Source organism: Pseudofrankia asymbiotica, from assembly GCF_001983105.1.
In the GTDB taxonomy this organism is placed as follows: Bacteria; Actinomycetota; Actinomycetes; order Frankiales; family Frankiaceae; genus Pseudofrankia; species Pseudofrankia asymbiotica.
On sequence record NZ_MOMC01000050.1, the window covers coordinates 53,574 to 66,116 of the forward strand.

Annotated in this window: 7 protein-coding genes; 4 read left to right on the top strand and 3 right to left on the bottom strand. The window is 72.2% G+C overall.

Going from position 1 to position 12,543, the window contains the following annotated elements:
* Positions 1-86: 86 nt before the first annotated feature.
* The gene (locus tag BL253_RS24620; RefSeq protein WP_076819509.1) at positions 87-1,169 is read right to left on the bottom strand and encodes an aromatic ring-hydroxylating oxygenase subunit alpha; all 1,083 of its coding nucleotides are present in this window, start codon (positions 1,167-1,169) and stop codon (positions 87-89) included.
* Between the two features lie 612 nt (positions 1,170-1,781).
* On the opposite strand from BL253_RS24620, the gene BL253_RS24625 reads away from it, so the two are divergent.
* Entirely contained in the window at positions 1,782-6,716 is a 4,935-nt protein-coding gene (locus BL253_RS24625) for a diguanylate cyclase (protein ID WP_076819510.1), read from the top strand.
* Positions 6,717-6,941: 225 nt separating this feature from the next.
* Here the strand turns inward: BL253_RS24625 and BL253_RS24630 are convergent, their stop codons facing one another.
* Positions 6,942-7,820, bottom strand: a complete 879-nt coding sequence (locus BL253_RS24630) for a PASTA domain-containing protein (protein WP_096336081.1) — start codon at positions 7,818-7,820, stop codon at positions 6,942-6,944.
* 173 nt (positions 7,821-7,993) lie between these two features.
* Positions 7,994-8,416: a VOC family protein gene (locus tag BL253_RS24635; RefSeq protein ID WP_076819513.1), complete on the bottom strand. Its 423-nt coding sequence runs from the start codon at positions 8,414-8,416 to the stop codon at positions 7,994-7,996.
* A 236-nt stretch (positions 8,417-8,652) separates the two neighbouring features.
* Here BL253_RS24635 and BL253_RS24640 point away from each other — a divergent pair, with 236 nt between their 5' ends.
* The 3 genes from BL253_RS24640 (at position 8,653) to BL253_RS24650 (ending at position 12,507) form a co-directional block, all read left to right on the top strand.
* Entirely contained in the window at positions 8,653-9,444 is a 792-nt protein-coding gene (locus BL253_RS24640) for a CHAP domain-containing protein (RefSeq protein WP_076819515.1), read from the top strand.
* Positions 9,445-9,585: 141 nt separating this feature from the next.
* The gene (locus BL253_RS24645; RefSeq protein WP_076819517.1) at positions 9,586-11,517 is read left to right on the top strand and encodes a serine/threonine-protein kinase; all 1,932 of its coding nucleotides are present in this window, start codon (positions 9,586-9,588) and stop codon (positions 11,515-11,517) included.
* A 195-nt stretch (positions 11,518-11,712) separates the two neighbouring features.
* Positions 11,713-12,507, top strand: coding sequence for a PIG-L deacetylase family protein (locus BL253_RS24650; protein ID WP_241835085.1), 795 nt, complete (start codon positions 11,713-11,715; stop codon positions 12,505-12,507).
* The last annotated feature ends 36 nt before the right edge of the window (positions 12,508-12,543 follow it).

The window sequence follows — 12,543 nt, forward strand, 5'->3', positions numbered from 1 at the left end:
CCCGGTTGGCCCCGAGACCAATGCGCCCCAGGCCAGCCGGGGCTGTCCTGGGGCGCGTCGGGCGCGGCTGTGGCCGGCGCGGGCGCTCAGGCGTCGAGGCTGATCCCCAGGGCCGTCTCCATGCTGGCGTGCCGGTGGTGCAGGCCGGGCTCGTTGCGGCCGAAGACGAGCTGAGGCCGCCCGCCGGACGCCATGCCGGCCTGGACGTTGGCGGCCAGCGGGTAGTCCTCGTCGCGGACGCTGGCGTGGGCGTACTCGAAGATGTCGTCCGCGCCCGCGCGACCCGCCTCGTCAGAGGTGTCGAGAGTGGTGGCGTTCTGGTGAACGGTCACCGAATTGCCTGGCCCGTTGCCCGGGTAGACGCGGAAGATCTCACCGTTGATGAATGTCACCGACATGACGATGTTCGGGAAGATCGCATAGATCACCACGAAGTAGTGCAGCGGTTCCCATTCGCTCTCCGGCTTGTCGGCGAGCTCGGTGATGTTCTGCATCGGGAAGATCAGCCGGTGATGCGGTCCGAAGGTGTCGAACAGTGCGCAGTTGCCGCGTACCAGCAGTGCGAACGTGTTCTTGTGCACCGTCGGGAAATGGTAGTTCTCGCCGAACGTGTCCAGCGCGAGCTTCCAGTTCACCGGCGCGTCGAGAACCTTCTCGCCGACCGGGTTCCAGTCACCGATTCCCCAGGAGGCCAGCTCGGGGCCGAGCTCGCCGAGGTGGCCGTCGATGTCGAGGGGGCCGCCGTCCGGGTCGAGACCGACCCACAGGAAACCGGAGTGCTCGGCGGCTGGCAGCTCGGTCAGGCCGGGCTTGTCCGCCATCGTCGCCGGGAAGCCGTCCCGGCCTGGGCAGGTGACCAGCGCACCCTTGTTGTTGTAGCTCCAGGCGTGGTACGGGCAGGTGAAGCGTGTGGCCTCGCCGCTGTCCTCGGCGACCTTGGCCTGCCGGTGCGCGCAGATGTTCTGGAACGCCCGGACGGTGCCGTCGTCGTCGCGGGTGAGCAGCACCGGGACGTCCATGACCGTCTTGGTGGTGTACGTTCCCGGGCCGGGCAGTTCGGAGCGGTAGCCGACCAGCTGCGGGGAGCTGCGCACGAATTCGCGTTCGCGCTCGAAAAGCTCCTGGCTGGTGTAGATCGCGGCCGGAAGGATGCGCTCGCTGGGCATCATGTCCGTCGTCTTGTCATCTGCGATCTTCAGCGCTCGCCGCGTGATGTCGATGAGCTCGTTGCGGTCGATCGGAAGCCTCCCTGGCGCGGCGATGATGAATTCTGATCAGCGAGCGATCATGACCGCCGACGCCGTCGGCGAGCCTGCTGGCGTTTCGCGGCGGCACCTTTGCCCCCCTACGCCCTACCTTAACGCCAGGTCACATGCCCAGCTTGACCGGCATCGGACACATCGTCCCCGGCCCATCCACCCCTCCCCGCCAGGCCATCCGACCCGCCTGCCCCGTCCAGGTGGCCCAGCCGCCCGACCAGGGCACCTGCCCTCTCGGTGAACCCGCTCCGGCAGACGGCCCCAGGCCCGGCTCACCGCCGTGTCGGACAGCTGACATGGCCAGCCGATCCGCCGCGAGTTCCATGTCCGAGCGCAAGAAAAATCACCACTCGATCTCGTGGTCGCCCGCGGAGCGCGAACGATCCCGGCCACCGGCCGCCAGGCCGAGACGCAGGACTACCCAGGGGGCCGCGAGCGGTGGGCGACTACTTCGTTGCTCTGGACACGATCGGGGCAGACTCCGCATGTGAGCCGCGCGTGACGCGATGAAGAGGTCGGCAGATGGGTGCCCAGCGAGCGACGCCAGGTCGGGATCCACCGGAGGTGGCGCGGGCCGAGCTGCTCCACGCGTCGGACCGGACCCGGGTGACGCGGCTGGTGTCCTCGACCGGGAGTGTGATCCGGAAGGACCCGCTGGGGCCGGACGCCCGGCAACGGCTGCGGCACGAGGTGGCCATCCTGCAGCGGCTGTCGGGAGTCGTGGGGGTCGCGCAGCTGGCGGACGGGACGCCACTGTGCCCGGGGGCGATCCTGCTGGCCGACATCCATGGCACGGCTCTGTCCGAGCGGACCGCTCTCCTGGACCCGGCCACGCTGGTCGATCTGGCCGAATCGCTCGCGCGTGCCGTGGCGGAGATGCACCGCCGGGGCGTCCTCCACCGGAACATCAATCCGGCGAACATCGTGGTAAGTGACGACCTGCGCATGCCATGCGTGATCGATTTCGCGTTGGCTACCACCTTTACGGCGATCCAGGGTGGGTTCGTCCATCCCAGCGAGATCGTCGGGACGGTGCCCTATCTGGCGCCGGAGCAGACCGGCCGGACCAGTCGCCCGGTCGACCAGCGGGCAGACCTGTACGCGGTCGGCGCCACCCTGTACGAGCTGGCCACCGGAGCGCCGCCGTTCGGCACCGGCGACCCGCTGCGCATCGTTCATGACCACCTGGCGCGGAGGCCCGCGTCGCCGACGACGGTGAACCCGGCGGTGCCGGCCCCCGTGTCGGCGATCATCATGCACCTGCTGGAGAAGGAACCGGATGATCGGTACCAGAGCGCCGACGGGCTGACGCGCGATCTCGCCCTGGTACGCCGCGGCGCCGCGCCCGCGCGTCCTGGCGAGTGCGATTTCCCGGCGCGGCCGCTGATGCCGTCCCGGCTGTCCGGGCGCGCGGAGGAGATCGGGACGCTGGGAGCCGTGTTCGCCGAGGCGATGGCGGGCCGCTGCACCGGCCTCCTCGTCCACGGCGCGCCGGGGGTGGGCAAGACGTCACTGGCGAACGAGCTGCGGCCGATCGTGGCCGACAGAGACGGCTGGTTCGTGGCGGGCAAGTTCGACCAGTACCGCCGTGACCAGGACTACGACGGGGTCCGGCAGGCGTTCCGGGCGCTGGGCCGGCTGTTGCTCGCCGAGCCGGAGAAGCAGGTGGCGACCGTGCGGGACCGGATGCTGCGGGGGTTGGGACCCAACGCCGGGCTGGCCGCCGCCGTCGTGCCGGAGCTGGCGGCGTTGCTCGGGGTCCTCCCGAAGCCGGGGGACCCGATGACCGCGCAGGCACGAGCGGTGCGCACGTCTCTCGAGATCCTGCGCGCCGTCGCCTCTCGCAAACGGCCGGTGGTGTTCTTCGTCGACGACCTGCAGTGGGCCGGCCGGACCCCGCTGGGCCTGTTCGACCTGGTACTCGGCGGCGAGGAACAGGTCGAGGGGGTGCTGCTCGTGGGCGCCTACCGGGAGCACGACGTGGACGCCGCTCATCCGCTGGCGCCGATGATCGCCCGCTGGCGCCGCCTGCCAGCCGGTCCGCGTCAGCTGCGGCTGGACGACCTTCCCCCGGAGGGCCACGCGGCCCTGGTGGCCGACCTGCTGCACCTGGCACCCGAGGCCGCCACGGAGCTGGCGGAGATGATCGCGCCAGCCACGGGCGGCAATCCGTACGAGACGGTGGAGCTGCTCAACGCGCTACGCCACGACGGCGTGCTGGCCAGCGGCGAGGGCGGCTGGCGATGGGACCGGACCAGTCTGCGCCGCAGGCTGAAGCGCGCCGACGTGACCGGGCTGCTGGCCGCCTGTCTGGCCGCGTCGCCACCGGCGACCAGGGAGATGCTGGCGGTGATGGCGTGCCTGGCCGGCCGGGTGGAACTGGACCTCCTCGAGGCCGCGACCGGGCTGACGGCGGGCGAGGTCTCCCGACGACTCGCCCCCGCGTTCGCCGACGGCCTGCTGGTGCTGGAGTCCGAGGCTCCCGAGAGCATGCGGTTTCGCCACGACCGGACGCAGGAGGCCGTCCTGGGCGACCTCACCCCGCGGGAACGGCAGACCATGCGGCTACGGCTGGCCCGACGCCTGGCCGACCGGCCCGAGTTCTTCTCCGTCGCCGCCGAGCAGTACCTGCACGTGGCCGACGCCGTGCACGCGACCCGGGAACGGCGGCTGGTGGTCAGTCTGTTCCGGCAGGCCGCCGACGAGGCACGGTTGCTGAGCAACTACCCGCTGGTGGAGCGGTTCCTGACCGCGGCGGTCAGGCTCGTCGACCCGGCCGACACCGACCAGCTGGTCGCGGTCCGCACCGGCCGGCACGCCGCCCTGTACAGCCTCGGCCGGCTGGAGGAGACGAATGAGGAGTACCAGACCATCAGCCGGCTCTGTACCCACCCGGCGCAGCGCACGGCCGCCACGGCGGCGCAGGTCAGCAGCCTCGCCAACCAGGGCCACTTCAGCGAGGCGATGCGGCTCGGCCTGGACCAGCTGCGTCAGCTCGGCCTCACCGTCCCGGACCGGGACCGCCTGGACGGGGAGGTCGACCGCGGGCTCGACGCGCTCTACCAGTGGATCGACCAGACCACGGAATCCGATGATCTACGCCGCCCGCCGATCACCGACCGTTCGCTGCTCGACCTCATCGGACTGGTCAACCGGATCATGCCCGTGGCGTTCTTCTGGGACCAGCCGATGATGGCCTGGCTGACCGTGACGACGCTGACGATGTGGGCACGGCATGGCCCGGATCCCAGCATGCTCGGCCCGGCCAGCCATATCGCCAATTTGATCATCCCTCGCCGGCACGACTACCGCGTCGCGCACCGCATCATGCGACGGATMATCGCGGTCGGGCTGGATCGCGGCTATGAGCCCGAGGTGTGGCATGCGCAGTTTCTGTACACGGTCAGTACCGGCCACTGGTTCGAACCGCTCGAGGACAACGTGTCCGTGACACGGCACGCGTGGGAGGGCCTCATCCAGGGCGGTGACCTGCAGAACGCGTGCTGGACGCACTACGCGCTGCTGTACAACCTGCTGGACTGCGCACCATCACTCGAGATCTTCGCCGCCGAGATCGACGAAGCACAGGCAATCGCCGCGCGCACCGGAAATGGATACGCCGAACAGATGTTCAAGCCATGCCGCTGGCTGACCCGGGTGATGCGCGGCGAGGCCGTGGGGTCAGCCGCTGACGAGGCGGCCCAGCTGAGCATGCTCGACGACGACCCTTTCATCGCCCTGCACCTCCACATCAGCCGGGCGGTCGTCGCGGCCATCCTCGATCGTCCGGAGGAGCTGGCCCGGCACACGGCCGCGGTAGCGCCGTTGCTGCCGGCCTTCGAGGCGCAGTATCAGGTGGCGGTGGCGCGTGTGCTGCGTGCTCTCGCGCTGGCCGCGCGGGCTCGCGCGGCCAGCGCGGCCAGCTCGGCCCAGGCGGACCAGCGCGGCGCCGCGCTGGCCGAGCTGGACGAGTCGATCGCCTGGCTGGCCGCGCGCGCGGCCGACGCGCCGGTCAACTTCGTGCACCTGCTGCGCCTGGTGGAAGCGGAGCGGGCCTGGGCAGCCGGCGACCTACGCGAGGCGATGTACACCTTCGACCTGGCGCAGCACGAGGCCGTCACGCGCGCACGTCCCTGGCATCGGGCACTCATCGCGGAACGTGCCGCCCGGTTCTACCTGGCCCACGGCGTACGGCACGTCGGCCATGCGCTGCTCGCCGAAGCTCGCCGCCACTACACGGACTGGGGTGCCACCACCAAGATCAGCCAGCTCGACTGGGCCCACCCGGAACTACGAGCCGAATCCGGCGGCGCGTGGCCGGCCGCGCAACCACCGGTCGAACTCACAGCCACCCAATCCATCGTCACCGCCGGCACCCTCGACCTGCTCGGCATCGTCGCCGCCTCTCAGGCCCTCAGTTCCGAAACCACCGCCAACGGCCTTCGGGCCAAGGTTGCGGGAATCCTGTCGGCGATGACCGGCGCCACCGGCGTCCACCTGCTCCTGCGCGACGACGAGCGGGAGGGCCGCTGGTCGGTACCCGTCGGGGACAACGACGCCATCTCGCTCGACGGGGCCGGCTACCGGCGCATGCTGCCGCSCTCGGCCGTCCGGTACGCCGAACGCACCCACGAACCTCTCGTCAGCACCGACGCGACGCGCGACGACCGGTTCACCCGCGACCCCTACTTCGCCGACCTGGACCGCTGTTCGCTCCTGGCCATACCCATCATGATCCGCGGCGAGCTGCGCGCCATGCTGCTGCTGGAGAATCGGATGATCCGCGGAGCGTTCACCACGGAACGACTCGAAGGGATCATGCTCATCGCCGGGCAGCTGGCCGTCTCCCTCGACAACGCCATGATCTACGCGTCGTTGGAGCGCAAGGTCACCGAGCGCACCCGGCAACTCGCTGCCGCCAACCGGCGTCTGGAACAGCTCTCCATCACCGACCCGCTCACGGGGCTCGCCAACCGTCGACGTCTCGACGAGATCCTGGACGCCGAGTGGTGCCGAGCCAGGCACCAGGCAACGCCCGTCGCGCTCGCCATGGTCGACATCGATCATTTCAAGACCTACAACGACCACTACGGACATACCGCCGGCGACCGCTGCCTCCAACGCATCGCCGCCTGCCTCGCCCGCAGCACTCGCGACACCGACCTGGCCGCCCGCTACGGCGGCGAGGAGTTCGCCGTGGTGATGCCGGGCGCGGACCTCGAAACCGCCGAGCGAATCGCGGAACGACTCCGCGCCGCCATCGATGCCCTGGCCGAGCCGCATCCGACGCCGCCCAACGGGATCATCACCGTCAGCATCGGGGTCGCGGCGACCACGCCTGCTTCCGACGACGACGTGAAAGCGTTCGTCGACCTCGCCGACAACGCCCTCTACCAGGCCAAGGATGGTGGGCGCAACCGGGTGGAAACGGCGCTTCCTCACCCCGCGGCCCGGTAGGGACAGAACTAGTCGCGGAGTCCTGGTGATCGTCTTCCGGCGGTCCCGCGAACCGCGGGCGTCGCGCGACAACGAAGAAGCCGGCCGTGCTGGCGCGGTACGGGGGGATCCGCGCCAGCACGGCCGGCAATACCTCAATTATGCCGGAAGCTCGGCCGAATGTCGATACCTTCAACATTTTTGCCGCCGAGCAAGCCCGCCCGCGCCCGGGGCGCCCGGGCGTAGCTAGCCGACGGCCTGGATGACGGACTCGATGGTGGGCTCGGGGACCATCTCCAGGGCTGGCGGCGAGGACGGGAACGGGCGGCGGGGCTCGCGGACACCAGCCGAGCCTTCGCCCCGGCCGCCGATCCACAGACGCACCGGCGTGCCAGACGCCACCCTGGCACCGGCCTCCGGGGCCTGGCCGGTGACCAGCGCGCCCGAGTCCGGCTCGACCTCGACCAGCCCGGCGCCAGGCTCCGTCGACAGGCCGACGGCGACGGCGGGAAAGTTCCAGCCCGCCAGTACCGACCGGGCGTCCTCCCACGTCCGGCCGACCACGTTCGGCACCACGATCGTCTTGCCCGCCCGGCGCCGCGCCCTCCGGCCGGAGCCGTCCGCCTCCTCCCCTCGGCCGCCGGCCGCCGCCGCCACCGCGGCACCGGCACCGGAGGCCGGCTCCACGCTCGCGTCGGGCGGCGCGCCGGTCGCGTCGGAGTCCTTCATGACCTCCTCGGCGAGGGCGCGCGCCCGCCTGACCTGCTCGGCGGCGGCGTCGTCGATGGGCACCTGGAGCCTGACGGCGCCCGCGGCCGGCCCGGAGGCGAGTGGCGGGAGGTTCTCGTCGAGGTCACGCCAGCGCTCCCAGGCCGACTGGCGGGAGACGCCGAGCCGGGTGGCGATCTCCGCCCACGACTTGCGGTGGAAGCGGGCCGCGCGAACCGCCTCGAGCTCGGTCTGGTCGAGCAGCCGCCGCAGGGTGCCGATGTCGGTCAGCGCGCCGAGTGCCGCCTCGCCGTGGTCGATGTTCTCCGGACGGCCGAACACACGGTCTCGCCAGGTGTCCAGCCGCTCCCACGCTCGGCGGCCCTCCTGCCACGGACCGCTCCTACCCTTAGCCATGCATGTCAGGATAACCTGACACACGCGACCTGAACAGGGACCCCCTCACCCCGTCCGGCCACTCACCCGGGCGATGAGTCAAGGCCGACATCGCGACTTCGCGCAGACGACGGCGCCCGCGGCGTCATCACGGCCGCTCCCGGCGACTCGATCACCATGACGGCCGCGCCTGGTCACGACAGCGGGCTGGTTCCGTCCTGGGCGGCGAGCGCGGGGCCGCCGCCGTAGGGGCGCGTCAGGATCTCCATGCCATGGCCGGAGGGGTCCAGGAAGTAGACGCCGCGACCGCCGTCGTTGTGGTTGATCTGGCCTGGTTGCTGCCCGTGCGGGTCCGCGTAGTAGATGACCCCGGCACGCTGGATTCGCGCGAAGGCCGCGTCGAACTCCGGCTCCGACACCAGGAACGCGTAATGCTGGGTGGTGATCCTGTCCGCCGGGGCCGTCGCGAAGTCCAGCGTGACGCCGTTTCCGGTGACGACGGGGATGAACGGGCCCCATTCCTGGCCGACCTCGAGGCCGAGGATGCCGGCGAGGAAGTCGGCGGACTCGCGATTGTCCCGGGCATGCACGATCGTGTGGTTCAGGTGGACGGGCATGAATATGTCTCCGAGGGCGTTCCGGCGCCTCCATGCCTCACCCGGCCGGTGACCGGCACGTGGCGCCGGAGCCCACCCTATGACGCCGGAAGGCGCGCACTGGAATGCGCCGTCGCCATCGAGACATGCCCGAGCCGAACGGGCGTGTCGATCGGCTTGCCACACTGAGGCATCGCCGCGGCCGTCGCGCTGAGCGACCGGCCGGCGGCCACGCACAGAACCGGGGGACGGTGGGCATGGCGACCGTGGACGAGTTCGTGAAGCACTGCAGGGACCAGGTCGGTTTCAAGCCGGCGCAGGAGAACCACACATTCTGGAATGACCGCTTCCAGGCGCCGGGAAGCCCCTGGTGCGCGATGTTCGCCTACTGCATGTATGAGGACATCGGGGTTCAGCCGGGAATTCGCACGGCCTGGGTACCCGCGATCTGGTCGTGGGCGCAGGCGCACGGCCTGGCCATTCCGTCGACCAGCAGCAGGCCCGGGGACCAGATCGTCTTCGACTGGACCGGCGAGGAGAAGGCCCTCACCGCCGAGACCCACACCGGCATCGTGGTCGGGCGGTCCGGCGACCAGATCCAGACGGTCGAGGGCAACATCGGCGACGACCAGGTCCTCGCGAAGACGTGGACCGCCGGCGGCCAGCTCATCGCCGGCTGCGTCAGCTGGCAGCACCTGTTCAGCGGCGTACCCGCCGGGCTGAGGCCACAGGTGGCGCCGGCCGGCAACCGCTTCGGCCATTTCCCCGACCTGCGGCTGGGCGCGCGCGACCGCGGCCCCACCGGGGTGTTCCCCGACCTCGCCCATCCGGTCGTCACCCTGCAGAACGCGCTGAACATCGCGTCCCAACGCGAGGGCGCGAACCGGCTGGTCGACCCGAACGGTGTCTTCGACGCGGGAACCGAGAAGGCCGTGCGCGGTTTCCAGGAGTTCTGCCGCACGAAGAACCCGTCGCTGCGGGCCGACGGCGTGGTGACCCAGCCGACCTGGACCGGCCTCGACTTCTTCCTCGACCTCGCGGGGCGTTAGCGGCCGTCCGGCGGGCCCGGGGCCGGTGGGCCGTGAGCGGGCGGCGCGGGTGGGGTAATCTGCGGCCCGGGACGAGTCGTCCGCTCTTGGGCGGCTTGCCCGGTGCTGGTCGGACCCCGTGCTGGTCGGAAATGGTGGCCCGTGACGTCTTCCGTTGGGCGCCTGCGCGCCCCGGGGCCGCGAGATCCCAAGACGATCGGCCCGTACCTCGTCCGCGCGCTGATCGGCGAGGGCGGGATGGGCCGGGTCTACCTCGCGAGCTCACCGGCCGGGCGGCTCGCGGCGGTCAAGGTGATCAGCCAGTCCGTCGCGGGCGACCCCGTGTTCCGGGAGCGGTTCCGCCGCGAGGTCGCGGCGGCTCGCCGGATCGCCGGCGCCTTCACCGCGCCGGTGGCGGACGCGGACCCGGACGGCCCCCGGCCCTGGCTCGCCACCCAGTACGTGCCGGGCCCTTCGCTGCGCGAGGCCGTCGAGGTCCTCGGCCCGCTGCGGCTGGAGGCCTGCTTCATGCTGGGCGCCCGCATGCTTGAGGCGCTCATGGCCGTCCACCGGGACGGCATCGCCCACCGGGACCTGAAACCCAACAACGTCCTGCTCGCCGCCGACGGCCCGCGGCTCATCGACTTCGGGATCGCCCGGGCCGCCGACCAGACGGCGCTGACCCGCGCCGGCGAGGTGTTCGGCACCGCCGCCTACATGTCGCCCGAACAGGCGATGGGCGGCGAGGTCGGCCCCGCCTGCGACGTGTTCGCGTTCGCGCTGGTCCTGATCTTCGCGGCCACCGGCCGCGACCCGTTCGGGCCCGGCGACCCGGCGGCCCTGTTGTTCCGGATCGTGCACGACCTGCCCGACCTGCGCGGGGTGCCCGCGGCGCTGCGGGACCGCCTGCTGCCCTGCCTGGCCAGGAACCCGGCGGACCGCCCGGCCCCGGCCACACTGCTGGAGCTGTTCGCCGCCGATCTCGGCCCGTCGCCGGCCTGGCCGCCGGAGGTCACTCGGCTGGTCCGCGAGCGGGAGGCCGAGATCGCGGCCTGGCTGCCAGCCCCGCCCACCCCACCCGCCCTGCCCGCGCTCGCCACCGCGGCGCCGCCCGGCCTCCCGCCCGCACGCGCCCTCCCGCAGGCACCCGCCCTCCCGCAGGCACCCGCCGCCCGACCCGGCGGGGCACCAGCACCAGCGCTCCCACCACGACAGCCACCGCGACCGGCACCAGCACCGCCGTCTCCGGCCTCACCTGGCCCCACGCCGCTGAAGGCGACGCGACGAGAGCTCCCAGCGCCGGACGCCGCGGCGCACCAGGCCGTGGTCCGCGCGGCGCCGCCGCGGCCGCCGGCACCCGCCGAGCGGGCGGCGCGACGGCCCGGACCGCCGGCCGTGGCGGCGCCCGGCATGGCGGCGCCGGGCGCGGTGAGGCCGGGTGTCCAGCGCCTGCCGGTACCGGTGCCGGGCTATCCGCCGCTCGCGCCCACCAGGGTCGCGCTGACGGAGAACGGCTCCGACGAGTCCTGCGCCTTCGCTGGCAGACGGTGGCCCAACGTCCTCGCCGGAGTCCTGGCGCTGCTCGCGACCCTGCTGGCGCTGTTCGTCCTCGTCGCCTGCCTCAGAACCCTGGGCAGCAAGGACCCGACCGTCACCGCCGGAGCAAAGCTCTTCAGCACGCTCGTCGGCGCCGGCGCCGTGTTTCTCGCCGTCACGGGACTTCGGCACGCCGTGTGGCGGCTACGCCTGGCGTCCAGCCCGCCCTGGCTCTCGATCACGCCCGGCGGCATCCAGGCGCGGGCGGGTGGGCGTCACTACGACATCCCGTGGTCGCAGGCGCGCGGCGCCCGGGTCGTCCGCCTGGGCCAACGCGAGGTGGTCGCGGTCTGGCCGACGCCGGAGTGGGCGCTGCGCACGCCCCACGTCGACCGACCCGCTCGGTGGATCCCCCGCAACCGCGGCCTGTGCATCTGGCGAAGCCCGGCCATGGGCTGCGACCTGCTCCTCGACGTACGCCTGCTCTATCCGGCCACCGCCCACCGCCTGACCACCGCCATCGCCGTCCTGGCCAGCCGCTACGCCTACCACCGGTAGCATCCCCGGAGATCATCAACGGCCGCGGCCGGGCCGGCCGCTCGCCTCCGGGCGCCTGTCGACGTCCGCTGGACATCGCCTGCCCCGCCTCGCCCCGCCCGGCCCGGCCCGGCCCGGCGATCTGATCGGGCACTGTCCGGTACGCGACCCGCGTCGAGAAGACCCGGGGAAGGGGCGCCGGCCACGGTGGGCGGCATGGATCGACTGAGTGTTACTGACCTTGGGACCGTGCTGTCGGTGTGGGCGCATCCCGATGACGAGACCTACCTGGCGGGCGGCCTGATGGCCGCGGCCGCGGCGAACGGCCAGCGGGTGGTGTGTGTGGCGCTGACCGCCGGCGAGCGCGGCACCGACGACCCCGAGACGTGGCCGCCGGAGCGGCTCGGCGCGGCGCGCCGCCTCGAGGCGGACGCCGCGATGGCCGTGCTCGGGGTCCGGGAGCACTGGATCGTCGGGATGCCCGACGGCGGTCTGGACGCCTGGGGCCCCGTCGGCGCCCGGATGGTCGGCCAGATGGTCGACGAGATACGGCCCGACACCGTGGTGACCTTCGGGCCGGACGGGACGACCTTTCACCCGGACCATGTCGCCGTGCACCGCTGGGTGCGCCACGCCTGGGAGGAGCGGGGCCGTGGGTTCCGCCTGCTGGAGGCGGTCTGGACGGCGGAGGCGCTCGAACGCTTCGCGGGCCTGCACGAGGAGTTCCAGGTCTTCATGAGCGACGCCCGCCCTGCCGGCGTGCCCGCGGACGCGCTGTCCCTGCGCGTCGCGCTCGACGGGCCGGAGCTCGACCGCAAGGTGGTGGCGCTGCGCGCGATGGCGAGCCAGATCGGGCCGACCGTCGACGCGTTCGGCCTGGCCCGGTTCACCGACTGGGTCGCAGAGGAACGCTTCGTCGACGCCGCGCCCGCCACCCGCGAACTGGCCATCGGCCTGGAGCCCGGCCACGCGCCCAGGACACCGGAGCTGGTGACGGCCCACCGCCGGTGACGACCCCGGCGCCGCCCCGGGCCACCCGCGCGGCGC

What these genes read in the sequence shown, in the direction of transcription:
- BL253_RS24630 (WP_096336081.1), bottom strand. Translation starts at nt 7,820, where the DNA reads ATGGCTAAGGGTAGGAGCGGTCCGTGGCAGGAGGGCCGCCGAGCGTGG.
- BL253_RS24640 (WP_076819515.1), top strand. Translation starts at nt 8,653, where the DNA reads ATGGCGACCGTGGACGAGTTCGTGAAGCACTGCAGGGACCAGGTCGGT.
- BL253_RS24650 (WP_241835085.1), top strand. Translation starts at nt 11,713, where the DNA reads ATGGATCGACTGAGTGTTACTGACCTTGGGACCGTGCTGTCGGTGTGG.
- BL253_RS24635 (WP_076819513.1), bottom strand. Translation starts at nt 8,416, where the DNA reads ATGCCCGTCCACCTGAACCACACGATCGTGCATGCCCGGGACAATCGC.
- BL253_RS24620 (WP_076819509.1), bottom strand. Translation starts at nt 1,169, where the DNA reads ATGATGCCCAGCGAGCGCATCCTTCCGGCCGCGATCTACACCAGCCAG.